This window comes from Eggerthella sinensis (genome assembly GCF_003339815.1).
Lineage (GTDB): Bacteria > Actinomycetota > Coriobacteriia > Coriobacteriales > Eggerthellaceae > Eggerthella > Eggerthella sinensis.
The window spans coordinates 19763-43739 of sequence record NZ_PPTT01000018.1; the positions used below are offsets into that span (position 1 = coordinate 19763).

General features: G+C 67.1%; 24 protein-coding genes. 20 read left to right on the forward strand and 4 right to left on the reverse strand.

Annotated features, from left to right (window positions below; all coding sequences use genetic code 11):
* Positions 1-16 precede the first annotated feature (16 nt).
* From cobA to C1876_RS10790, 10 genes are all read left to right on the forward strand, one after another.
* Complete coding sequence (cobA, locus tag C1876_RS10745) at positions 17-1582, forward strand: uroporphyrinogen-III C-methyltransferase (RefSeq protein WP_114546730.1); 1566 nt, start codon at positions 17-19, stop codon at positions 1580-1582.
* Entirely contained in the window at positions 1579-2556 is a 978-nt protein-coding gene (gene hemB, locus C1876_RS10750; RefSeq protein ID WP_114546731.1) for a porphobilinogen synthase, read from the forward strand. Before cobA ends, hemB begins: the two co-directional genes overlap by 4 nt.
* Positions 2557-2569: 13 nt before the next feature.
* Entirely contained in the window at positions 2570-3871 is a 1302-nt protein-coding gene (gene hemL / locus C1876_RS10755) for a glutamate-1-semialdehyde 2,1-aminomutase (RefSeq protein WP_114546732.1), read from the forward strand.
* 346 nt (positions 3872-4217) lie between these two features.
* Positions 4218-4406, forward strand: coding sequence for a 4Fe-4S binding protein (locus tag C1876_RS10760; protein ID WP_114546733.1), 189 nt, complete (start codon positions 4218-4220; stop codon positions 4404-4406).
* A 40-nt stretch (positions 4407-4446) separates the two neighbouring features.
* Positions 4447-5667, forward strand: a complete 1221-nt coding sequence (gene dsrA, locus C1876_RS10765) for a dissimilatory-type sulfite reductase subunit alpha (RefSeq protein ID WP_114546734.1) — start codon at positions 4447-4449, stop codon at positions 5665-5667.
* Positions 5668-5739: 72 nt separating this feature from the next.
* Positions 5740-6789 (forward strand): dissimilatory-type sulfite reductase subunit beta, encoded by a 1050-nt coding sequence (gene dsrB, locus C1876_RS10770; protein WP_227114289.1) that lies wholly within the window; start codon positions 5740-5742, stop codon positions 6787-6789.
* A gap of 149 nt (positions 6790-6938) precedes the next feature.
* Positions 6939-8300 (forward strand): YeiH family protein, encoded by a 1362-nt coding sequence (locus tag C1876_RS10775; protein WP_114546736.1) that lies wholly within the window; start codon positions 6939-6941, stop codon positions 8298-8300.
* 177 nt (positions 8301-8477) lie between these two features.
* Entirely contained in the window at positions 8478-8678 is a 201-nt protein-coding gene (locus tag C1876_RS17525; RefSeq protein WP_148044585.1) for a hypothetical protein, read from the forward strand.
* A gap of 86 nt (positions 8679-8764) precedes the next feature.
* On the forward strand, positions 8765-9238 hold the full coding sequence (locus C1876_RS10785) for a hypothetical protein (RefSeq protein ID WP_114546738.1): 474 nt from the start codon (positions 8765-8767) through the stop codon (positions 9236-9238).
* 58 nt (positions 9239-9296) lie between these two features.
* Positions 9297-10199: a hypothetical protein gene (locus tag C1876_RS10790; protein ID WP_114546739.1), complete on the forward strand. Its 903-nt coding sequence runs from the start codon at positions 9297-9299 to the stop codon at positions 10197-10199.
* Here the strand turns inward: C1876_RS10790 and C1876_RS10795 are convergent.
* Positions 10192-10818: a precorrin-2 dehydrogenase/sirohydrochlorin ferrochelatase family protein gene (locus C1876_RS10795; protein ID WP_158544672.1), complete on the reverse strand. Its 627-nt coding sequence runs from the start codon at positions 10816-10818 to the stop codon at positions 10192-10194. The two genes, C1876_RS10790 and C1876_RS10795, sit on opposite strands and share 8 nt — an antisense overlap.
* 291 nt (positions 10819-11109) lie before the next feature.
* On the opposite strand from C1876_RS10795, the gene C1876_RS10800 reads away from it, so the two are divergent.
* The 10 genes from C1876_RS10800 (at position 11110) to C1876_RS10845 (ending at position 20013) form a co-directional block, all read left to right on the forward strand.
* Complete coding sequence (locus C1876_RS10800; protein ID WP_114546741.1) at positions 11110-11331, forward strand: hypothetical protein; 222 nt, start codon at positions 11110-11112, stop codon at positions 11329-11331.
* Between the two features lie 102 nt (positions 11332-11433).
* Positions 11434-11940, forward strand: a complete 507-nt coding sequence (locus C1876_RS10805) for an RsbRD N-terminal domain-containing protein (RefSeq protein WP_158544673.1) — start codon at positions 11434-11436, stop codon at positions 11938-11940.
* Positions 11937-12926 (forward strand): sulfate reduction electron transfer complex DsrMKJOP subunit DsrM, encoded by a 990-nt coding sequence (gene dsrM, locus C1876_RS10810; RefSeq protein ID WP_114546743.1) that lies wholly within the window; start codon positions 11937-11939, stop codon positions 12924-12926. The genes C1876_RS10805 and dsrM overlap by 4 nt, the downstream gene beginning before the upstream one ends.
* A gap of 6 nt (positions 12927-12932) precedes the next feature.
* The gene (gene dsrK / locus C1876_RS10815) at positions 12933-14591 is read left to right on the forward strand and encodes a sulfate reduction electron transfer complex DsrMKJOP subunit DsrK (protein WP_114546744.1); all 1659 of its coding nucleotides are present in this window, start codon (positions 12933-12935) and stop codon (positions 14589-14591) included.
* Positions 14584-14985, forward strand: a complete 402-nt coding sequence (dsrJ, locus tag C1876_RS10820) for a sulfate reduction electron transfer complex DsrMKJOP subunit DsrJ (RefSeq protein WP_114546745.1) — start codon at positions 14584-14586, stop codon at positions 14983-14985. Before dsrK ends, dsrJ begins: the two co-directional genes overlap by 8 nt.
* Before the next feature lie 44 nt (positions 14986-15029).
* On the forward strand, positions 15030-15815 hold the full coding sequence (gene dsrO, locus C1876_RS10825; protein ID WP_114546746.1) for a sulfate reduction electron transfer complex DsrMKJOP subunit DsrO: 786 nt from the start codon (positions 15030-15032) through the stop codon (positions 15813-15815).
* Positions 15808-17010, forward strand: coding sequence for a sulfate reduction electron transfer complex DsrMKJOP subunit DsrP (dsrP, locus tag C1876_RS10830; protein ID WP_114546747.1), 1203 nt, complete (start codon positions 15808-15810; stop codon positions 17008-17010). The genes dsrO and dsrP overlap by 8 nt, the downstream gene beginning before the upstream one ends.
* 74 nt (positions 17011-17084) lie before the next feature.
* Positions 17085-17399 (forward strand): TusE/DsrC/DsvC family sulfur relay protein, encoded by a 315-nt coding sequence (locus tag C1876_RS10835; RefSeq protein ID WP_114546748.1) that lies wholly within the window; start codon positions 17085-17087, stop codon positions 17397-17399.
* Positions 17400-17482: 83 nt separating this feature from the next.
* Entirely contained in the window at positions 17483-18871 is a 1389-nt protein-coding gene (locus C1876_RS10840; RefSeq protein ID WP_211309542.1) for a cobyrinic acid a,c-diamide synthase CobB, read from the forward strand.
* 173 nt (positions 18872-19044) lie between these two features.
* A complete protein-coding gene (locus tag C1876_RS10845; protein WP_114546750.1) occupies positions 19045-20013 on the forward strand; it encodes a helix-turn-helix transcriptional regulator in 969 nt (322 codons plus the stop codon).
* A gap of 10 nt (positions 20014-20023) precedes the next feature.
* Here the strand turns inward: C1876_RS10845 and C1876_RS10850 are convergent, their stop codons facing one another.
* From C1876_RS10850 to selA, 3 genes are read right to left on the reverse strand one after another with little or no spacing between them, the layout of a single operon-like run.
* On the reverse strand, positions 20024-20539 hold the full coding sequence (locus C1876_RS10850; RefSeq protein WP_114546751.1) for a GNAT family N-acetyltransferase: 516 nt from the start codon (positions 20537-20539) through the stop codon (positions 20024-20026).
* Positions 20540-20547: 8 nt separating this feature from the next.
* Complete coding sequence (gene selB / locus C1876_RS10855) at positions 20548-22485, reverse strand: selenocysteine-specific translation elongation factor (RefSeq protein WP_114546752.1); 1938 nt, start codon at positions 22483-22485, stop codon at positions 20548-20550.
* Positions 22482-23963, reverse strand: coding sequence for an L-seryl-tRNA(Sec) selenium transferase (selA, locus tag C1876_RS10860; RefSeq protein ID WP_114546753.1), 1482 nt, complete (start codon positions 23961-23963; stop codon positions 22482-22484). Before selA ends, selB begins: the two co-directional genes overlap by 4 nt.
* Positions 23964-23977 lie beyond the last annotated feature (14 nt).

The following is a 23977-nucleotide window of genomic DNA, read 5'->3' on the forward strand; positions in this document are numbered from 1 at the left end:
AGGCGGACGACTCCGTATGGAACAGAACGCGCAGGTATACCTCGTAGGAGCGGGCCCCGGCGATCCGGGCCTCATGACGGTGCGGGCCCTCGAGCTCGTGCAGCGCGCCGACGTGCTCGTGTACGACCGGCTCGTATCGCCCCTCGTCATCGAGCAGGCGCCCCCGATGTGCGAGCTCGTGTACGTGGGCAAGTCGCCCGACCATCACACCCTTCCGCAACACGAGATCAACGCGCTGCTCGTGGAGAAGGCCGCGCCGGGACGTTCGGTCGTGCGTCTCAAGGGCGGCGACCCGTTCGTGTTCGGCCGCGGCGGCGAGGAGGCCGAGGAGCTGCAAGCCCACGGCATCCCGTTCGCCGTCGTGCCGGGCGTCACGTCCTGCATCGCCGCGCCGGCGTACGCGGGCATCCCCGTGACGCACCGCGGCATGGCCTCGTCGTTCACCGTGATCACCGGCCACGAGGACCCGTCCAAGCTGGCCTCGTCGGTGCAGTGGGAGCAGGTGGCGCAGCTGAAGGGCACCCTCGTGTTCCTCATGGGCATGAAGAACCTGCCCATCATCGCCGAGAGCCTCATGGCGTACGGCATGCCCGGTGACACGCCGGCGGCCGTCGTCGAGCGCGGCGCCTGGCCCGCCCAGCGCGTGGTCGTGGGGTGCCTGGACACCATCGCGGCCGACGTGGCCGAGCGCGGCCTGGCGAACCCCGCCGTCATCGTCGTGGGCGAGGTGGCGGCCCTGCACGACCGGCTGGCATGGTTCGACCCGCGCCCGCTCGCGGGCCTGACGGTGGGCATCACCCGCGCCCGCCATCAGGCATCCGAGCTGCGCACGCAGCTTGAGGCGCTCGGCGCCGCCGTGGCGGAGTTCCCGGTGAGCCGCCTCGCGCCGCCCACCGACCCGGAGCCGCTCGCCGCGGTCGCCGCCGCGCCGGCCTCGTACGATTGGGCCGTGTTCACCAGCGCGAACGGCGTCAAGACGTTCTTCCGCGCCTTCGAAGCCGACGTTTCCGCCAGCGCGGACGGCGACGCTTCCGCATCCCCTGCATATTCCGCTGCAGCCGCCCTCGCGGGCGCCACCGTCCTCGCCGTGGGCCCCGCCACGGCCAAGGCGCTCGCGACGCGCGGCGTGCACAGCGTGCTCACACCCGACTCCTTCTGCGCAGAGGGAGTTGCGGACCTCCTCAGCGGGCGCCTCGGCCCGAACGAGCGTGTGCTGCTCGTGCGCGCCGAGGACGCCCGAACCGTCGTCGCCGACGCCGTGCATGCGGCGGGCGCCCAGCTCGTGGACGTGCCCGCCTACCGCACCGTGTTGCGCGAGGACGGCAAGGACGACCTTCTGGCCGCGCTGCGCGAAGGGCGCCTCGACGCGCTCACGTTCGCCAGCTCGTCGGCCGCGCGCAACACGGTGGCCCTGCTCGACGGCGACACGTCGCTGTTGGCGGGCGTCCCGCTGTTCTCAATCGGACCGCTTACCACCGTCACCATGGAGGAGATGGGCCTCGAGGTACGCGCCGAGGCCGCTTCGTCCACCGTCGGGGGCCTCGTGGGCGCCGTCCTCGGATCGCTAGGAGAGGCATCGTGAACCTGCCCGTACGCCCGCGCCGCCTGCGCGCGAACGAAACCATCCGCGCCATGGTGCGCGAGCATCATCTGCGCGCCGACGACTTCGTCTACCCGCTGTTCGTGTGCCACGGCACCGGCGTCGAGGACCCGATAGGCTCCATGCCCGGCGTGTGCCGCTACTCGCTCGACCGGCTCGAGCCGGTGCTCGACGAGGCGACGGCGCTCGGCGTGCCCGCCGTCATCCTGTTCGGCATCCCCGCGTCCAAGGACGCGGTGGGCTCCGAGGCGTACGCGGACGACGGCATCGTGCAGCAGGCCGTGCGCGCCATCAAGGAGCGCTACCCGCAGCTCGTGGTGATCACCGACGTGTGCCTGTGCGAGTACACCGACCACGGCCATTGCGGCGTGGTGGAGGACGGCTACGTGCTGAACGACGAGACGGTGGACCTGCTCGCGCAGACGGCCGTGTCGCACGCCCGCGCCGGTGCCGACATCGTGGCGCCGTCCGACATGATGGACGGGCGCGTGGCCGCCATCCGGCAGGCGCTCGACGCCGCGGGGCTGGAACGCACGGCCATCATGTCGTACGCCGCGAAGTTCGCCTCGGGCTTCTACGGCCCGTTCCGCGAGGCCGCCGGTTCCACGCCGGGCTTCGGCGACAGGAAGAGCTACCAGATGGACCCGGCCAACGGCGACGAGGCCGTCCGCGAGGCGCTGTCCGACGTGGAACAGGGCGCCGACATGATCATCGTGAAGCCGGCGCTCGCCTTCGGCGACATCATCTGGCGCACGAAGCGGGAAACGCATCTGCCCGTCGTGGCCTACAACGTGAGCGGCGAGTACGCCATGGTGAAGGCGGCCGCCGCGAACGGCTGGCTCGACGAGCGGAAGGTGGTACTCGAAGCGCTCTGCGGCATGAAGCGCGCCGGCGCCGACATCATCATCACGTACCACGCGCTCGACGCGGCGCGCTGGCTGGCCGAGAGAGCCTAGGAAGGATATGCGTATGCAAGCGGAATGCACCCCCTATCTGCAGGCAAGCTCGCAAGCGTACCGCGAGGCCGCGTTGGCCATCCCCGGCGGCGTGAACTCGCCCGTGCGCGCGGCGCTGGCCGTGGGCGCGGAACCCGCGTTCATCGCGCGCGGCGAAGGGCCGTATATCTGGGACGTCGACGGCAACCGCTACATCGACTACGTGGGGTCGTGGGGCCCGCTCATCATGGGGCACGCCCATCCTGCGGTCGTGGAGGCGGTGTGCCGCGCGGCGCACGACGGCCTGAGCTTCGGCGCGCCCACCGAGAGTGAGACCGAGCTCGTCCATGCCATCCAGGACGCCGTGCCCTCCATGGAGATGGTGCGCCTCGTGAGCTCCGGCACGGAGGCCACGATGAGCGCCATCCGCCTGGCCCGCGGCGTCACGGGCCGCGACTGCATCGTGAAGTTCGAGGGCTGCTACCACGGCCATGCCGACGCCTTGCTGGTCAAGGCGGGCAGCGGCGCGCTCACCATGGGCGTGCCCAGCTCGGCCGGCGTGCCGGCGGCCACCACGGCCGACACGCTCGTGGCCCGCTTCAACGACCTCGACAGCGTGCGCGCCCTGTTCGCGGCCCGCGGCGAGGAGATCGCGGCCGTCATCGTGGAGCCGGTGGCGGGCAACATGGGCGTCGTGGTGCCCCACGAGGACTTCCTGCCCGGCCTGCGCCAGATCACCGAAGCGCACGGCAGCCTGCTCATCTGCGACGAGGTGATGACGGGCTTCCGCACGGCCTTCGGCGGCGCGCAGAGCCTCTACGGCATCGACCCCGACCTCACCTGTCTCGGCAAGATCATCGGCGGCGGCATGCCGCTCGCCGCGTTCGGCGGCAAACGCCGCTATCTGGAAGAACTCGCCCCGCTCGGGCCGGTGTACCAGGCGGGCACGCTCGCCGGCAACCCGGTGGCCGTGGCGGCGGGCCTCGCCACGGTGAGGCTGCTGCGCGAGCCGGGCGTGCACGAGGGCATCGTGGCGAAGACGACGGCGCTCGCCCGCGGCATCGAGCAGCTCGGCGCGAGCCGGGGCGTGCCCCTGCGCGTCAACCAGGTGGGAGCCATGTTCTCGGTGTTCTTCACCGACGACGACGTCTTCGACTACCAGGGAGCGCTCTCGTCGAACACCGACCTGTTCGCCTTCTTCTACCGCGCCATGCGCGCCTCGGGCGTGTACCTCGCGCCGAGCCAGTTCGAGGCGCTGTTCGTATCGGCCGCCCACACGGACGACTGCATCGCCGAAACCCTCGAGCACGTCGAGGCGGCCCTGGCGCGGCTGTAACAGCGCCATCGCTCGACATACCCGCTTCGCACCCGTTTCCCGGCAAGGGGAAGGGGTGCGAAGCGTTTTCACATGCGGTAAAAAATCGCATTTGATCAGGGGACATGATGTTGAACGTCGAGGTATTCAGTCATCGGAATCTTTTATACCAGGAATCGGCGCGAAGGTTCGAACGGGCGTTTGACCAAGCGAAACACCGGGCGATAGCCAATGCTGATCACGCCATGAATTCAATGTATTTTACAGGCCAAAATCCCAGTGATTAAATCAAAAGCAGCTGTTCATCGGCTTGCGGCCGAAGTGGAATAGCCCAAGACGAGAGGGATTGAAAGGAGGGGGAAACGACATGTACATGGTGGTGTTGGATGAGGAGAAGTGCACCGGATGCGATTCGTGTGCCGAGGGATGTCCGGCGCAGATTCTCGGATTCGACGGCACGCATGCTTTGATCAAGGGCGACTCATGCGATTGCATGGGATGCGAGGCTTGCGTCATGGTGTGTCCCGCCGGTGCGTTCACCGTCACGGAATTGTAGCGCCAACAGGTTCCCAGGAGGAGCCACAGGAGGAGCGATCATGGATGAAAACAGCAAGACCCCCCAGTTGGATGAGCTGGAAACCGGGCCGTGGCCGAGCTTCGTCACGGAGATAAAGAAGGCCGCCGAGAAGAGCGAGATGAGCGCCGATTTGCTGGGCGTGCTCGAGCGGTCCTACGAGGACAAGGTGGGCCACTGGAAGCACGGCGGCATCGTGGGCGTCAAGGGCTACGGCGGCGGCGTCGTGGGACGCTACACCGACCTGCCTGAGGAGTTCCCGAACGTCTCGGAGTTCCACACGATGCGCGTCAATGCGCCGAGCGGCTGGTTCTACACCACCGACGCGCTGCGCACCGTCTGCGACATCTGGGAGCGTCACGGTTCGGGCATCACGAACATGCACGGCTCGACCGGCGACCTCATTTTGCTGGGCATGAAGACCGAAGAGCTGCAGCCCACGTTCAACGAGCTTGCCGAGAACGGGTTCGACCTGGGCGGCTCCGGTTCCGACCTGCGCTCGCCGAGCTGCTGCTGCGGCCCCGGCCGGTGCGAGTACGCCTGCTACGACACCTTGGACATGTGCTACGACATCACCAACGAGTTCCAGGACGAGCTGCATCGTCCGATGTGGCCGTACAAGTCCAAGATCAAGATGTCCGGATGCGCGAACGACTGCGTGGCCGCTGCGGCCCGCGCCGACATCTCGGTCATCGGCACCTGGCGCGACACCATCATCATCGACCAGGACGCGGTGAAGCAGTACGCCGCCGACGGCCTCGACATCCGCGAAGCCGTGGTGGAGAGGTGCCCCACGCGCTGCCTGACGTACGATCAGGAGACGGGCGAGCTCACGGTGAACGGCTCGGAGTGCACGCGCTGCATGCACTGCGTCAACGTCATGTGCAAGGCCATCAAGCAGGGCGAGGAGAAGGGCGCCACCATCCTTCTGGGCGCCAAGTCCACCATCGTGAAATCCGCCTTCATGTCGTGGGTGCTCGTGCCCTTCATGAAGATGGAAGCCCCCTACACCGAGTTCAAAGAGCTCGTGAACCGCATCTGGGACTGGTGGGACGAGAACGGCAAGACGCGCGAGCGCATCGGCGAGACCGTGTACCGCATCGGCATGGGCAAGTTCCTGCGCGAGGTGGGCATGGAAGCGGTGCCTCAGATGGTGTACCGCCCGCGTGCGAACCCCTACGTGTTCTGGCCCCAGGAGGAAATCTTCCAGGAAGCGGCCGGGCAGGCGGAGGACCAAGACTAGACGTACGGCTTTTCTCCATGAAAGGCCTGAGTGCGGCATCCAAATCAGATTAACGAGGTGATTGAAGTGGCAATGATCGACAATGGCCCTCCGGATTTTCACGAGTACCTTCCCACCATCATCAAAGAGAACTACGGCAAGTGGCAGTACCACGAGCATCCGCGACCGGGCGTGCTGAAGCACGTCGGCCCGGCGGGCGCGCTGTACAGCATCCGCGTGGGCGAGCCGCGCCTCATGAGCGTCGACTCCATCCGCGCCGTCTGCGACATCGCCGACGAGTTCTGCGACGGGCACCTGCGCTTCACGAGCCGTAACAACATCGAGTTCCTCACGCCCGACGAGGAAAAGGTTCTGCCCATCATCGAGCGCTGCGAAGAGATGGGCTATCCCGTCGGCGGCACCGGCAACTCGCTCAGCAACATCGTGCACACGCAGGGCTGGGTGCACTGCCACACCCCCGCGAGCGACGCGTCGGGCATCGTGAAGGCCGTCATGGACGACCTGTTCGAGTACTTCGGCACGCAGAAGCTGCCCAACAAGCTGCACATCGCCATGGCGTGCTGCCTCAACATGTGCGGCGCGGCCCACTGCAGCGACATCTCCATCGTGGGCATCCACCGTACCGTTCCGCGCATGGATCATGAAGCCATCCGCAAGAACACCGAGATCCCGAGCCTCGTGGCCTGCTGCCCGACGGCGGCCATCCGCCCCGATCCGAAGAACAAGAGCGTGACCGTGGTGGAGGAGCGCTGCATGTACTGCGGCAACTGCTACACCATGTCTCCCGGCATGCACATCATGGACGCCGAGAACGACGGTTTGGCCATCATGGTGGGCGGCAAGGTTTCGACGGCCCGCTCGGACCCGAGTTTCTCGCGCATGGTCATCCCGTTCTTGCCGAACAACCCGCCGCGCTGGCCCGAAACGGTCGAGGCGGTGCGCCACATCGTCGAGGTGTGGATCGAGAACGCGCGTCAGGGGGAGCGTTTGGGAGAGTGGATCGAGCGCATCGGATGGGAACGGTTCTTCTCCATCTCGGGGATCCCGTTCTCCGACAAGCTCATCGACGACTACATCTTCTCGCGCGAGACGTTCAGGACGTCGTCGGCGTTCAAGTACTAAGGGTTTGGCTCCTCAATCTGCGTCGGCGGGCCTGACGGAACCCGTCGGCGTGGATTGATCAACGATAGCTGATGCCATCACCTATCGCTGATCGAATATATGAGGGACGGGCAGCGATGCGCTGCTCACACAAAGAAAAGGGGATATATATGTCAACAAACAATACCAAGACCAACGGTGGGGGCCTGAAGAGCCTCTACCTGAAGGAAGACTGGTGGGCCGTATGGATCGGTCTGGGTCTCGTCGTGGTCTGCCTGATCCTCTGGGCCGCCGGACAGTCCGATATCCTGAGCGTGCTCAACGTGAAGTTCGCAGGCTATAGCGACTTCGCAGGCCTGCTGCCGTGCGTGACCGGCATCTTCCCGAACGCGATTATCCTCTACGTCGTGTTGGCTATCATCTTCTCCATCGTCATGGGCATCATGGGCAAGAACGTCCCGAAGTTCTTCGCGGGCTTCACGCTGCTGTACGTGATGGCCATCCTGGTCCAAATCCTCTCCGCGTGGGACCTTGCCAAGCAGTTCAGCCTCGAGGCGCCGGTCATGGCCCTGATCGTGGGCATCATCCTCGGCAACTTCGTCAAGATCCCGGATTGGTTCGAAGCCGGCATGCGCACCGAGTTCTACGTGAAGACCGGTATCGTCCTCATGGGCGCCACGCTTCCCTTCACGCTGATCCTCCAGTCCGGCCCGGTCGCCCTCATGCAGGCCACGATCATCGCCGTGTCCACCTTCCTGGTGATCTACTTCTGCGCCACCCGCCTGTTCAAGCTTGAGAAGCCGTTCGCGGCGACGCTGGCCACCGGCGGTTCCATCTGCGGCGTGTCGGCCTCCATCGCCATCGGCAGCGCCGTGAACGCCAAGAAAGAGCACGTGTCCGTTTCGATCTCCATGGTGGTTATCTGGGCCACGGTCATGGTGTTCCTGCTTCCCATCGTCTGTCGTGCCCTCGGTCTGTCCGACGGCGCTTCCGGCGCTTGGATCGGCACGTCCGAGTTCGCGGACGCCGCCGGTATGGCTGCAGCCGCCCAGTTCGGCGACGGCGCCATCACCACGTTCACCCTCATGAAGGTTGTCGGCCGCGATATCTTCGTCGGCGTGTGGGCCTTCATCCTGGCCATCATCTCCGTCACCATGTGGGAGAAGGGCGAAAGCGCCGACGGCACGCGTCAGAAGCCGTCCGCGGGCGTCATCTGGGAGCGCTTCCCGAAGTTCGTTCTGGGCTTCTTCATCGCCTCCATCCTCATCACCGTGGTGACGCTGTCCGTGTCTCCCGAGCTTGCGGCCACCATGGACAAGCAGGTGCTCGGTCCCATCAAGGGTCTGCGCGGCTGGGCGTTCATCCTGTGCTTCCTCTGCATCGGCCTGACCACGCGCTTCAAGGCCCTTGCCGCCACCGGCTGGAAGCCCTTCGCGGCCTTCACCTGCGGCGTTGTTGTTAACGTAGCGCTCGGCTTCCTCTTCTCCTCGATGATCCTGAACAGCTACTGGACAACCGTTGGACTTGGGTAAGCAATGGAAGAGCAAACCGTAGTCAAGCATACCTGCATCCAAAGCGCCTGCTTCCACCTTCCGTTCTTTGAAGCGGGGGAGTGGCGCCGAAGGGAAAAATCGCCTTGGAAGTCCGTCAAGAAGATCGAGGCGACCCCGGATGCGATTCGCGAGCTCGCGGCGTACACGCAGCGATGCATGGAGCACAGCGCGTCCGTCATGGAGTTTTTGCTGAGCATCCATGACGACTGGGAGATCACCGTCAAGAAGGACGGCGTGTGGATGGAAACGGAAACGATGATGTACGAAGACATCCTTCCCAAGCTCGAAGAAGCGGGTATCAGCGAGAACGACTACGCGCTCTACAGCGAGTACACGCGCAAATGGGGCATGATCTAGCCCCGTAGGTACAGGGTCGGAACCGCAGGCGGTCTCGTGCGAACGGGGCTGCCTGCGGTCGTTTCAACAAGGAGGGAGGATCGTCCATGGACGGCATCACCAAAGCGGGCGTGCGCGCCATCGCCGAGGCGCAGGACGCGTGCGCGCTTCTGCGGGCGTTCGATGAAGACCCGAGCCGGGTGCGGAGGTTTCTCACGCGGCTGTGCTTCGCGCCCGACGACCCCTGCCATCATCGCGCCGTGGCGTGCTTTCAGACGCTTGCGCGCGAGCGGTGCGCGGCCATGCCCTCCTTCTTTCTGGAGATCATCCGCCGCAGCCTGTGGGAGATGAACGACGAGGGCGGCAACAACTCGTGGTCGGCACCGGAGGTGGCCGGAGCGGTTATCGCGGGAGCGACCCCGCGCTTCGACGGCTACTTTTCCTACGTGTTTTACGCCGCGCGCGACGAGCCGCTGTTCCACGAGAGCCTGCGGGCGGCCTTTGCGCTGGTGGCCGCCGCGAATCCGCTGTTGGGAGACGAGTATCGCGCGGGCGTCGACGCCCTGTGCGGCACGTATTGAGGTGCGTTGTCCTGCACGCCGTGCGGGATTGCGCCGGTTCGTTGGGAGAGGAAGCAGTATGAGAGCTTACGAGCGTATCGTGGAAACCCTGGGCGACGAGGCCGACGAGGAGTCCCGCGCGTGGGTGCACCGCAGCTACACGATCAGGGTGCGGGTCGCCGGGGTGGCCGCCTTCGCGTTCTTCATGATGGCCATGGGCATGTCGGGCACCCCCTGGTTCGCCCTGAGCACCCTGATCCTTCTGCCGCTCATGATCGTCGCGGTGTTCTTCGGGGTGTTCATGCGCGGCACGGTCAACAAGAGCCTCACGCGCCTCATCGACCGCGACTGCGATCCGGTGCTGTGCGGCCGCCGGACGCTCGCCCTGCTGCAAAAGGACAAGAAGAACGCCGACCCGCGCAGCGGCCTGTTCAGCTACGCCTATGCGCTGCGGTGGCAGGGGAAGTGGAACGAGGCGGCCAAGCTCATGCGAACCATGGAGGACGACGACGATCCGCAGAGCAGGTTCCTCTACCACAACCTCATGGCGTACTGCGCGTTCGACAAGCGCGACCTCAAGGGCCTCACGGCCGAGGTCAAGGCGTTGAAGGAGCTTTCCGGCGAAGGTCTGTCGAAGGATGCGCCCGCGCACATCGCCGAGCACGCGGCCCTGCGCGACCTGCTGGCCAAGGAGCTCAACGGGAAGCCGTCCAAAGCGGCCGCGGACTACCTCCAGGTGGCCGACGGACCCAAGGCGCTTCCCGCGCATCGCGTGCTGTTCTCGCTGAAGGCGGCCGATTGCCTGACCGACCCCGCCGAGCGGCGTGCGCGCCTCGCCCTGGCGGCGGAAGAGGGCGGCACCACGTGGTGCGCCGCGGACGCGAAGAAGCGGCTCGACAAGGAAGCCCAGAAGAAGCTCTCGCGCACGTCGGCGGGCACCGCGCCCTCCTTCGACGCGGAGCCCGGCCTCGCGCTCAGCTGAGCAGGGATTCGAGGACGGCCTCGGCTTCGTCCGCGCGTCCCTCGGCCACGAGCGCGAGCACGCGGCCGTCGGAGGCCTGTTCCCAGAACGCGAAGTGGCGCTCGGGGGGAAGCGCGGCGCTCACCCGGGGGCGCCAGGAGGCCAGAAGCTCGAGGTAGGCGCCGTATTCCTCGCCGTAGCGCCCCTCCATGTCCTCGCGGATGCGCCGCGCCGAAAGCGGGCTCGCGCCCTCGGTGGACACGGCGATTGACAGCTTGCCGCGGCGCAGCACCGACGGAAGGAAGAACGTGCACACCTCGGGGCGGTCGGCCACGTTCACCATGAGCCGCGCGGCCGTGGCGTCGTCGTACACGCGCCGGTTCACGTCCTCGTCGTCGGTTGCCGCGAACACGATGTCGGCCTCGTCGAGGTCGGCGGTTTCGTAGGGCTTCGCGCGCCACGTGCAGCGCACGCCGTCGACGAGCTCCCGCAGCCTCGGCGAGACGGCGGGCGCCACCACGCTCACGAGCGCTTCGCATTCCAGCAAGCCGAGCACCTTGCGCGTGGCCACCGAGCCGCCGCCCACCACCACGGCGCGCTTGTCTTTCAACACCAGGGAAACAGGGTAGGTTCTTGCCATGGGAGCCCTCGCATCTTCGCTTGAACGGCCGGGGAATGGTCGCCGGAAACCGGCGTCGGCACGATTGTAGCACCGGGTTGAAATGCGGTGCTCGGCAATTTGTTCCGGGCGGTGCGCGAAGGGTCTGAAAACGGCGTATGAACAGGGGAAATACCCTGCCATTGTCTTTTGTAATGGGGTGATGAATTCATTGTATTTTACACGTGTCGAACCCCGTGATTAAATGGAATTCATCGGGATTCGTGTGTCGCTGACAGGCCCCGCGAAAGGGGTCGAAGGAGGGCGTTCGTCATGGAAAAAGGTCCGGCAGATCCTCAGATCAAGCAAAAGGTTCTCGATTATCTCGACACGGTCGAAAAGGCCAAGAGCAAGGAGATCGCCGCCGCTATCGGCGAAGTGAAGTCGTCCGTCGACCTCGCGGTCAAGGAGCTCGCGTTCGAAGACAAGGTGGAGTATCTCTACATCACCACGACGTTCGTCGCCCTCAAGGGCAAGGTCGCTCCGCCCGAATAGGCGCCCGCACGCGCTTCGGGGCGCGCCCGCGCCGGGAGGGAGCGGGCGCGCAAGGAGCGTGCGCTGCAGGCCGCAGGACACACGAGAGGCATGGGGGATGCAATGAGCGCTCTATCCGTAGAGCTGATCGAGGGGAAGACCCGAATCCTGGAGGCGTGGCACAAGGCGGCCGACCCTTCGCAGGATGCGGGGCTGCTGCCCGCGGGCAAGGGCAAAGGCCGATTCTCCGACCCGTCCGGCTATCACGCCGCAGAGGGTTGGGACGACATCGTCACCTGGCTCGCAGCAAGCGAAGAGGCGGAAACGCCCGCCTCGGTGGAGGAGCTCTGCCGCGTCAAGGCCGTGCAGGATGCCGCTCCGTCCGCCGCACTCGCGTTCCTGTTCGATTTGAAACCCGCCATCCGCTCCGTCGTGGGCGTGACGGCAACCGAGGCCGACTTGCGCGCGCTCGATGCGCGCATTGACACGCTGGCGCTGCACGCTTTCGATTGCTACGCCGCCTGCCGCAACCGCATCGCGCAGCTGCGCGTCGACGAGGTGCAGCGCGGCGAGAAGATGCTGCGCAGGCAGCTTGAACGCATCCAGAGGAATGGGGAAGAACCGGCATGAAACTAGGGATCCCACTGCTCATCGTCGCCGCGTTGGCGGCCCTCGCCTGGATAGGCACGGCGTACCTGCATTGGTACACCCTATTCGGCATCGTCATCCCGTACGCGGCGTTCGTCCTGTTCGTTGTCGGGTTCGCTGTCAGGATAATCAAATGGGGCACCTCCGCGGTGCCGTTCCGCATTCCCACGACGTGCGGCCAGCAGAAGTCGCTGCCGTGGATCAAGCAGAACAAGCTGGAGAACCCCTCGTCGTTCGGCGGGGTGGTGGGACGCATGCTGCTCGAGGTGCTGTGCTTCCGCTCGCTGTTCCGCAACGCCAAGACCGACAAGGTGGACGACAAGCTGGCGTTCGGCTCGGCGAAGTGGCTGTGGCTCGGCGCGCTCGTGTTCCATTGGTCCATGCTCGTCATCGTGCTGCGCCACCTGCGCCTGTTCCTCGACCCCGTGCCCGGCTTCGTCCAGGGCATCGAGGGCCTCGACAGCATCCTGCAGGTGGGCCTGCCGCTGCTCTACATCACCGACCTGCTCATCGTGGGCGCGCTCACGTTCTTGTTCGTGCGCCGCGTGGTCATCCCGCAGGTGCGCTACATCTCGCTGCCGGCCGACTACCTGCCGTTGTTCCTGCTGCTCGGCGTGGCCGTCTCGGGCATCGTGATGCGCTACGGCTTCCGCATCGACGTCGTGGACGTGAAGGCGCTCACCATGGGCCTGGCCACGCTGCATCCGGTGGCCCCCGAGGGCGTCGCGCCCATCCTGTTCGTGCACCTGTTCCTGGTGAGCGCGCTGCTGGCGTACTTCCCCTGGAGCAAGCTCATGCATGCGGGCGGCATCATCTTGAGCCCCACGCGCAACCTCGCGAACAACAACCGCGCCAAGCGTCACGTGAACCCCTGGAACTACCCGGTGGACGTGCACACGTACGCCCAGTACGAGGCGGAGTTCGGCGAGAAGATGAAAAAAGTCGGCCTGCCTCTGGATGCGGAGTAACACGACATGGCGAAACTACCGAAAAAAGACGATCTGCTCAACTTCGATCTGGGCGTCCCCTCCACGCCGTGGATGGACACGCCCACGGAGTTCAAGGAGGGCATGTACTGCCACGGCGCGAAGCCGAAGACGCTCGATGTCGTGGGCATGCCGAACACGCACGACTGGTCCTCGTCCGACCCGGATTGGAACCTTCCCGAGAACTGGAAGGAGATCATCCTCGAGGGCATGGCGGAGCGCGTGAAGAAGTACCGCTCGTTCAGGCTGTTCATGGACGTGTGCGTGCGCTGCGGTGCCTGCGCCGACAAATGCCACTTCTACATGGGCTCGGGCGATCCGAAGAACATGCCGGTGCTGCGCGCCGAGCTCTTGCGCTCGGTGTACCGCCGCTACTTCACCACGTCGGGCAAGCTGTTCGGCGAGCTGGCCGGCGCGCGCGATCTCACGGAGGACGTGCTGAAGGAGTGGTGGTACTACTTCTTCCAGTGCACGGAGTGCCGCCGCTGCTCGGCGTTCTGCCCCTACGGCATCGACCAGGCCGAGATCACCATCATGGGCCGCGAGCTGTTGAACCTCGTCGGCCTCAACACCGAGTGGATCGCCGGCCCCGTGTCGAACTGCTACATGAAGGGCAACCACGTGGGCCTCGAGCCCCAAACCATCATGGGCAACGTGGAGTTCCTCATGGAGGATCTCGAAACCATCACGGGCAAGCACATCGAGCCCTCGTTCAACCGCAAGGGCGCCGAGATCCTGTTCGTCGTGCCCTCGGGCGATTTGTACGCCGAGCCGGGCACGTTCACGTTCATGGGCTACATGCTCTTGTTCGAGCAGCTCGGGCTCGACTACACGCTGAGCACGTACGCCTCCGAAGGCGGCAACTTCGGCTTCTTCACCTCGAACGAGATGGCGAAGCGCCTCAACGCGAAGATGTACGCCGAAGCCGAGCGCCTCGGCGTGAAATGGATACTCGGCGGCGAGTGCGGCCACATGTGGCGCCTCGTGAACCAGTACATGGACACGTGGAACGGGCCGGCCGACTTCCTCGAGCAGCCCGTGTCGCCCATCACGGGCACGGTGTTCGAGAACGCCGCGTCCACGAAGATGGTGCACATCACCGAGTTCACGGCCGACCTTCTGTACCACGACAAGGTGAAGCTCGACCCGAGCCGCAACGACCACCTCGTGGTGACGTACCACGATTCGTGCAACACCTCGCGCGCCATGGGGCTTCTGGAAGAACCGCGCTACATCCTGAGCAAGGTGTGCAACAACTTCCACGAGATGCCCGACGAGACCATCCGCGAGAAGACGCTGTGCTGCGGCAGCGGCGCCGGCCTGAACGCGGGCGAGAACATGGAGCTGCGCCTGCGCGGCGGCTATCCGCGCGCCGACGCGGTGCGCTCGGTGAAGGAACGCTTCGGCGTGAACACGCTGGCCAACATCTGCGCGCTCGACCGCGCGTCGTTCCCCTCGCTCATGGACTACTGGGTGCCGGGCACGCGCGTCATGGGCGTGCACGAGCTGGTGGGCAACGCGCTCGTGCTGGACAACGAGATAGAGCGCACGCTCGACCTGCGCCTGGAAGAGCTGCCGATGCGCCCGCAGCCCGCCGATGACGCGCCGGGCGCTCAGGCGGCAAGCGAAGGGGGGAGCGATGTATAAGGGCAAGCACATCATCCTGTTCGTCGGGCTGTTCATCCTGCTCGTGGCCGCGCCGCTCATCGTGAACTTCGGAAACGCGTCGGCCGCGCCCGAGCCGAACGTGGACACGCCGGCCATCAACGCGCTCGACAAGAAGGAATGCGTCGAGTCGGCCGAGTACATGCGCAGCTCGCACATGCAGCTGCTCGATTCGTGGCGCAACGACGTCGTGCGCGACGGCGCCACGGAGTACACGGGGGCGAACGGTCAGGTGTACGAGATCAGCTTGGACGACACGTGCCTTGCATGCCATACGAACCGCGAAGAGTTCTGCGACAGCTGCCACGAGTATTCCTCGGTGGAGCTGTACTGCTGGGATTGCCACGATCTGGCCGACGCGGAGCAGGTGAACTGATGGCTGCGGGTAACGAGGATCGCGAGAGGAGCTGGGAGCCAGCGATGGAGAGACGGACGTTTTTGAAGGCCGGCGTGCTGGCGGCGGCTGCCGCCGCGGTGCCCCTGAGCGCCTGCAGCTCCGAAGGCGCCCCCGGCGCCGCGGGCTCGAGCGTGCCCTCGGCCGTGAAGAGCGGGCAGTGGGGCTTCGCCATCGACGTGGAGAAGCTCAACGAGGCGGGCGTCATGGACAAGATCGTGCAGGCCTGCCACCACGCGCACAACGTGCCCGACACGGGCGATTCGAAGACCGAGATCAAGTGGATCTGGGAAGGCGATTTCGAGCATTCGTTCTCCGACATCGACAGCGAATACGCGAGCGCGCACGTGGCTCAGCTGGGCTTCCCGCTGCTGTGCAACCACTGCGAGGAGCCGCCGTGCGTGCGCCTGTGCCCCACCGAGGCCACGTTCAAGCGCGCCGACGGCATCGTGATCATGGACTACCACCGCTGCATCGGCTGCCGCTTCTGCATGGCGGGCTGCCCGTACGGCGCCCGCAGCCTGAACTTCAGCGACCCGCGGCCCTACCTCGACGACCCGAACCCCGACTACCCCACGCGCTCGAAGGGCGTCGTGGAGAAGTGCATGCTGTGCTCCGAGCGCATCGACGAGGGGCAGGTGCCCCTGTGCGTCGAACTGTCGGAGGGCGCCATCGTGTTCGGCGACCTGGCCGACCCCGATTCCCCCGTGCGCAAGGCGCTGGCCGGCAGCTTCTCCATCCGCCGGCGCGTCGAGCTGGGCACAGGCCCGAGCGTCTACTACCTCATGAAGGGAGGCGAAGAGCATGCTTGAGAAAGCCCTGCACGGTTCCAAGCTCTACTGGGCATGGGTGGCGCTGCTGCTGGTGTGCATCGGCGTGGGCGTGGCCGCCTACGTCAACCAGTTCAGCTACGGCCTGGGCCTCACCGGCATGAGCCGCGACGTGAGCTGGGGCTTGTACATCTCCCAGTTCGTGTTCCTCGTGGGCGTGGCGGCCTCGGGCGTCATGGTGGCCATCCCGCTGTACCTGCACAACTTCAAGGAGTTCGGCAAGATCATCATCTTCGGCGAGTTCATGGCCGTGGCCGCCGTGCTCATGGCCATCCTGTTCGTGCTGGTCGACCTGGGTTATCCCACGCGCGTGCTCAACGTGATGCTGTACCCCTCGCCGCACTCCATGCTGTTCTGGGACATGTGCGTGCTCGCGTCGTACCTCGTGGTGAACATCCTCATCGGCTGGACGGTGCTCGGCGCCGAGCGCAAGGGCGTTGCGCCCCCGAAGTGGACGCGCGTGCTCAGCTACATCGCCATCCCGCTGGCCATCAGCATCCACACGGTCACGGCGTTCCTCATCGCCGGGCTGCCCGGGCGTGCCTACTGGCTCACGGCCATCATGGCCGCGCGCTTCTTGGCCTCGGCCTTCGCGGCCGGGCCGGCGCTGCTCATCGTCATCTGCTTCATCATGCGCCGGTTCACGACGTTCAAGGCGTCGGACAAGGCCATCGACACGCTCGCGAAGATCGTGTGCTACGCCATGATCGCCAACGTGTTCTTCTTCGTGCTGGAAATCTTCACCTCGTTCTACAGCAACATCCCGTCGCACATGGCGCCGCTGCAGTACCTGTTCTTCGGGCTGGACGGATCGGGGCCGCTCGTGCCGTTCATGTGGACGGCGGTGGTGCTCGCGTTCGTCGGGCTGTTCCTGCTGCTCGTGCCGAAGCTGCGCCGCAACCACAAGACGCTTATCGTGGCGCTCGTGGCGGTGTTCTTCGCCTGCTGGATCGACAAGGGCCTCGGCCTCATCCTGGCGGGCTTCGTGCCGAACTCATTCGAGGAAGTGGTGAACTACGTGCCGCAGCTCAACGAGATCCTCGTGATCGTGGGCGTGTACGGCATCGGGTTCTTGGTGCTCACCGTGCTGTACAAGGTTGCCGTGAGCGTGCATGCGGACGCTCTGGCGCCGGCGCACGGCGGCGACGAAGAGGGTGCGACGGCGCCCGCAGAGTAAGTGGCTACGTCTGCTGCATCGCAGCGACTACCCATAGAAGGCAAGACGGAAGCGAACTGTAGGAGGTAAGTACTATGGCAGAGTTGCAAGTGGGAGACCGTGTTCTTCTTCTCGACGAGGACGGGTTCTTGGAGGACGCCACCCTGTGGGACGAGGAAGTGGCCGAGAAGCTGGCGGAGACCGAAGAGGTGGAGCTGACGCCCGAGCATTGGGAGGTCATCAACTACCTGCGCAACTACTATGCGGAGTTCGGCGTGGCTCCCATGGTGCGCAAGATGCTGAAGGACACCGGCAAGTCGAACGCCGAGATCTACGAGCTGTTCCCGAGCGGTCCGGGCAAGGGAGCCTGCAAGATCGCCGGTCTGCTCAAGCCGACCGGTTGCGTGTAGGCCCGCGCCTCGTTCGCGTGAGCGTGCAGAACAACCGAACAGAACCGCAGGCCGGCGCATCGTCTCGTGCGATGCCCCGGCTCATGATCGCAGCGCCCCATGGCCGGAGCGGGAAAACCGTACTGACCCTGGGGCTGCTGCGCGCTCTGAGCAACCGCGGCCTGGCGGTGCAGCCCTTCAAGAAGGGGCCCGACTACATCGACACCGGCTGGCACACCGTGGCGGCGCACCGCGATGCGCGCAACCTCGACTGCTTCTTCATGGACGACCCGAAGATGCGCGGCGTGCTGCGCACGGCGGGCGAGGGTGCCGACGTGTGCATGGTCGAAGGGGCCATGGGGCTGTTCGACGGCCTCGACGTGGAGGGCAGCAGCTCGTCGGCCGAGGTGGCGAAGCGCCTGGGACTGCCCGTCGTGCTCGTGGTGGACGTGACGCGCATGACGCGGACGACGGCCGCCGTGGTGCAGGGCCTCGCGCGCTTCGACGAAGAGCTGACCGTGGCGGGCGTGCTGCTCAACCGCGTGCAGGGCGCGCGGCAGGAGAAGCTCGTGCGCGCGGCGGTGGAGCGCTACTGCGGCCTGCCCGTGGTGGGCGCGCTGCCGAAGGACGCGGCGCTCGACATCCCCGACCGGCACCTCGGGCTCACGTCGAGCACCGAGGCGCGCGAGAAGGACGCCTTCCTCGACGGCATCGCCGCCGTGGTGGAGCAGCACGTCGACATCGACGCGCTGCTCGAGCTTGCCGCGACCGCGCCGCCGTTGCCGGGCGGGGGAGCGGCAGCGGTGGCCGCGCCCCCGCTGCGCGCGCCGCGGGTGAGGATGGCCGTCGTGCGCGACCGCGCCTTCTCCTTCTACTATCCCGAGAACCTGCAGGCGCTCGAGGCCGCGGGTGCCGAGCTCGTGTTCGCCGACAGCCTCGAGGACGACGCGCTGCCCGACGACGTGCGCGGGCTGTACGTGGGCGGCGGGTTCCCCGAGATGTTCGCCGCGCAGCTGCAGGCGAACGAGGGGTTCCGCCAGAGCGTGCGGCGCTTCGCCGCGCAGGGCTTCCCCGTGTACGCCGAGTGCGGCGGCCTCATGTACCTCGCGCGGCGGCTCGTGTGCGCGCAGGGAGCCTACGACATGGCCGGCGTGCTCGACCTCGACGTGGCCATGGAGGAGCGGCGGCAGGGGCACGGCTACGCGGTGATCGTGGCGGGCGAGGATCATCCGTGGCTGCCCGCCGGCACCGAGCTCAAGGGACACGAGCACCATCATTCGCACGTGGTGAACTGCGGCGCGCAGGTGCGCTTCGCTTTCGGGAACGTGCGCGGGCGCGGCATTGCCGACCGGCGCGACGGGGCCTGCTGCGGCAACGTGGTGGCCGGCTACACGCACGTGAACGCCCTCGCGTCGCCAGCGTGGGCCCCAGGGTTCGTGGCGGCCGCCCGTGCGGCGGCTCAGGGCGCGCCGGGCGGCGCGACCCCTTCCTGAAGCGTGCGTATACGCGTTGCTTTCGCCTGGCTCGAGCGCCCCTGCGGGGGCGCTTTTTCGTGGCATACTGGGTGCGCGAGGATTCGGTGATCATGGCAAGTGGAATCAAGCGGCCGTGCGACGCGTACCGCTAAGATACCGGTAGAAGCGATGGCGAGGAGGTGAATCAACGAATGTACGAATGGCACCGACAGATTCAAACCATCGTCGACGAGATCGACGAATGCATCAAGAACCACAACGACGAGGCGCTCACGCTGCGCTCGCTTTCCCGAAGGCTCGGATACTCCGAGTTCTACACCACGAGGAAGTTCAAGGAGATCTCGGGCATGCAGCTGCGGGACTACCTGCGGAGACGGCGGCTGGCGTTCGCGTTCAAGGAAGTCCGGGACAGCGACAAGAGCCTCCTGGACATCGCGTTCGAGTACGGCTTCTCGTCGCACGAGGCGTTCACCCGCGCGTTCAAGGCGGCGTACGGCGCAACCCCGAGCGCGCAGCGCAAAGATCCGAAACCCGTCGTGCTCCGCACGAAGCTCAATCCGTTCGACCGGTATCTCTTTGGATGGGGGGAACTTGGCATGATCGTATCAAACGATGACGTGAACAGGTATTTCGTTACCATACCTGCGCACAAGTACGTGCATGTGAAAAACTACGAGAGCAACGGCTACTGGGATTTCTGGGAAAAGCAGAACGCCATCCCGGGGCAGGACTACGAAACCGTGTGCGGCTTGCTGGACAGCCTCAAGGGCAAGCTCGACGACGACGGCGGCAGCGAGGTGAACAGCGGCAGCGGCCAGGTCATCGCGTACATCTTCGAGCCGGAAGGGCGGCTGTGCGATTGGGGCATCCCGCGCTCCGAGTGCTACGGCGCGCGCCTTCCCGCCGACTGGGACGGCGAGGTGCCGCCGAACATGCTGGTGATGGACGTGCCGGAGGCGGAGTACCTCGTGTTCGATCACGGCCCCTTCGACTACGAGCAGGAAAACCGCAGCGTCGAGGAGCAGATGGAGGAGGCCATGGCCACCTTCGACTTCACCGGCACCGGGTACTGCTACGACACGGCGCCCGGGCGCATCCTGTACCTGTACTACGATCCGGAGCGGTACTGGAAGTACGTCCGACCCGTGAAGCGGGTCTGAGGCGGCCGGTCTACGTTGTGGGAATCTCGAGCCCGTATTCGCGCAGTGCGAAGCCGGGCTCGATGACGTTGTCGTACGCGCCGTCCGCTCGGACGAACCCGAGCTTCTCGTAGAGGCGCAGGGCAGGCTCGTTGCAGTCGACGACGAACAGCCGCAGGAAGGCGGCGCCGCGCGTGCGCGCGAGCGTGCGCGCCTGCTCCACCGCGTAGGCGCCGATGCCCTCGTGCACGCGGCGCGCGTGCACGCCGAGGCGCCCGAGGTAGGCGGCCGGCGCCTGCGCATCCTGCCAGGGGACGTGTTCCGGCCCCTCGTTTTCGGCGCAGAGCGCGAAGGCGGCCGCAAGCTGCCCGTCGTCCTCCACGACGTACAGCTCCCCGCGCGCGACGTCGTCGGCGAACAGCGCGGTGGGGTAGACCTCGTCCCAGATGCAGATGCCGGCGGCGTCCATGGCGGCCACGATGCCCTTGTACATGGCTTCGAGCGCGGGCAGGTCGAGCGCGGTTGCGGGGCGCGTGCTGAGGGTCACGGGGCTTCCTATCTCTCGTTGAGGCGGCGCACGTCGCCGTCGCGTCGCGTGACGCCCTGCGCGTCGAAGTGCTCGAGCAGGGGGATGGCGTACTTGCGGCTCGTGCCCATGGCCTCCTTGAGCTCGGTGGCGGTGGCGGGGCCGGCGGCGAGGCGGTTGCGGACGGCCTGCTCGAAGGCGGCGAGCGCCGCCGTGTCGAAGCAGAGGTCCGTGCTGATGCGGCGGACGCGCCCCTGCTTCTCGAGCGCGCCGAGGGCGCGGTGGGCAAGCGTCGCGTCGAGGCCGCTCGCGGCGATGAGGTCGCTCACGGCGGGAGGCGCGCCTGCGGCGTCGGCGAGCCTTGCGGCAAGCTGCGCGGCGGCCTGCTCCTCGAGCTTGCGCGCGCCGGCGCCCGCCTTCGGGTGGCTCACCGCGCCGTCGCCCATCACGGCCACGCCGCGGGAGACGGCGTCGTCGAGCAGGGCGTCGAAGCTGCCCGCCTCGAGGCGCGGCAAGCAGCGCTGGCGCAGCGCGTCCTTGGCGATGCCGTTGGCCGCCGGGTTCTCGGCGTGGAACTTGAGCAGCGCGTTCTCGATGGCGGCGCGGGACTTCTGCAGCACGGAGGGCGCCGCGTAGCGTGCGCTGCGCCCGGCGCCGCCGTCGAGGCGCACCGCCTGCGCGCCGTTCGCCAGCGCGTCGAGCTCCCGCGTTGCCGCCGCTTCGTCCAAACCCGACGCCGCGGCCAGCTCAGCGGCAGTCACGGGCGCCGCGGCCAGCGCGAACGCGGCCCGGGCGACGGCCGCCTCGTCGTCGGCGCGCAGGGCTTCGAGCAGGTCGAGCGCGCCGGGCGCGAGCGTGGTGGTGCGACGCGGGCGGGCGCGCAGCACTTCGCCGCCGCCGATGACGTGCACGGGCGAGTACGAGCGCAGGACGAAGCGGTCGCGCCAGGCGACGGGCAGCGGCTCGTCGAGGCGAATCTGCGCGTAGGCGCGCTCGCCCGCCGCGAGGTCGGCGCGGCCGTCCATGAGCAGCACGCGTCCCGTGACCTCGCGCGTTCCGTGCGCCACGTGCACCCGCGCCCCGCTCAGGAGGGGCTTGCCCTTCCCGGGCACGCCGAGGTACGTGAGGTAGGCGTCGAACCGGTCGGTGGCGCTCGCCGCTCCGGGCGCGGCGAGGAAGTCGCCGGGGCGCACGTCGTCGGTGGACACGGCGTTGAGGTTGAGCGCCACGCGGTGGCCCGCCTCGGCGCGCTCCACCGGCGCGCCGTGCACCTGCACGCCGCGCACGCGCGTGCGCTTGCCCGAGGGGAGCACCTCCACCTCGTCGCCCGCCTGCGCCGTGCCGCTCCACAGCGTGCCGGTGATCACCGTGCCCGCGCCCTTGATGCTGAACACGCGGTCGACCGGCAGGCGCAGGCGCGAGCCGGCCTTCGCCCTGCGCGTCGTGCGCGCGGCGCTCGACAGCGCGGCCTGCAGCTCGGGCAGCCCGGCGCCCGTGCGGCTGGACACGGGCACGATGGGCGCGTCGGCATACGGCGTGTTCGCGAGGCGGCCCTGCACCTCGTCGGCCATGAACAGCGCCCATTCTTCGTCCACGAGGTCGATTTTCGTGAGGGCGACGACGCAGGTGCGGATGCCCAGGAGTTCGAGCACGGCGAGGTGCTCCTCGGTTTGCGGCATGACGCCGTCGTCGGCGGCGATGCACAGCAGCGCCAGATCGATGCCTGAGGAGCCCGCGATCATCTGGCGCACGAAACGCTCGTGGCCCGGCACGTCCACCACGCCGAGCTGGGTGCCGTCGGCAAGGGCGAGCTGGGCGAATCCCAGTTCGATGGTGATGCCGCGCTGCTTCTCCTCGGCCAGGCGGTCGGGGTCGGTGCCGGTCAGGGCCAGCACGAGCGACGACTTGCCGTGGTCGATGTGCCCGGCCGTGCCCAGCACGAGGTCGGTGTGCTCGGGGAGGCTCATGCGAGGTTCTCCTGGCGGTTGCGGTCGTCCAGCTGGTCGAAGTACGCGCGCACGGCCGCCGCCGCTTCGGGAAGCTCGGTTTCGGCGATGGTGCGCGCGTCGAGCAGCACGGCTTCCTTCTTGATGCGGCCCACGATGGGCACGTCGTGCTCGGCGATGAGGAAGGTCTCGCAGCTCTGCGCGTCGCCGCGCTCGAAGGCGATGCGCACGGCGAAGGTGTCGATGTCGCACAGCGGCAGCGCCCCGCCGCCGGCGCGCCCCGTTTCGGGCACGACGTCGATGCGCGCGCAGCCCGCGTCCAGCCCGTCGGCGACGAGCGCGGCGAGGCGCTCTGCCCGCTCGCGCACGGCGTCGGCCGATTCCGATAGCATGCGCAGCGTGGGAATGCGCTCCATTGCCACGTCGGGGTCGAGGTAGAGGCGCAGGGTGGCCTCGAGCGCGGCCAGCGTCATCTTGTCGAGGCGCATGGCGCGGGCGTAGGGATTCTTCTTGAGGCGGTCGATGAAGCGCTTCGCGCCCACGATGATGCCGGCCTGCGGTCCGCCGAGCAGCTTGTCTCCCGAGAACGACACGAGGTCGCAGCCTGCGCGCAGCGATTCGGCCACCGTGGGCTCGGCGAACGCGCCGAACACCTCGAGGTTCAAAAACGCGCCCGAACCCTGGTCCTCGTACACGAGCAGCTCGCCCGCGGCGGTTTCGCCCGCAGCGACGCGGCGCGCGTTCTCGGCGTCGGCCAAGGGGCGCAGGTCGTCCACGGCCACGCCTTCGGTGAAGCCCACCACGCGGTAGTTCGAGGGGTGCACCTTGAGCAGCATGGACGTGTCGGGCCCGATGGCGCGCGCGTAGTCGACGGCGTGCGTCTTGTTCGTGGTGCCCACCTCGCGCATGGCGGCCTGCGACAGCTCCATGATGTCGGGCACGCGGAACGACCCGCCGATCTCCACGAGCTCGCCGCGCGAGACGACGGCCTCGTGGCCGCGTGCGAACTCGTGCAGCACCATCATGACGGCCGCCGCGTTGTTGTTGACGGCGAGCGCCGCCTCGGCGCCGGTGAGCGTGCAGATGAGGCGCTCGACGTGGTCGTGGCGGCTGCCGCGCGCCATGGCGTCCGTGTCGTACTCGAGCGTCGAGTAGCCGCGCGCCACCTCGTGCACGGCCTGCACGGCCTCGTCGGCAAGCGGGCTGCGCCCGAGGTTCGTGTGCACGACGATGCCCGTGGCGTTGACGACGCGGCGCAACGACGGGCGGGCCGTGCGCAGCGCGCGGGCGCGCACGGAATCGGCCACCCGCTGCGGGTCAACCTGCGTGCACGTCCCGGCAAGCACCGCTTGGCGCACGTCGTCGATGGCGTCGCGCACGCAGTCGGCCAGCAGGCTGCGCGGCAGAAGCGAGGTCAGGGAGCTCACTTCGGGCAGCTGGAGCATTTCCTCCACCTGCGGGAGCGCGCGGAGCAGGTCGGTGCGTGACGGGTTCGCCATGGGAGCGCCTTTCT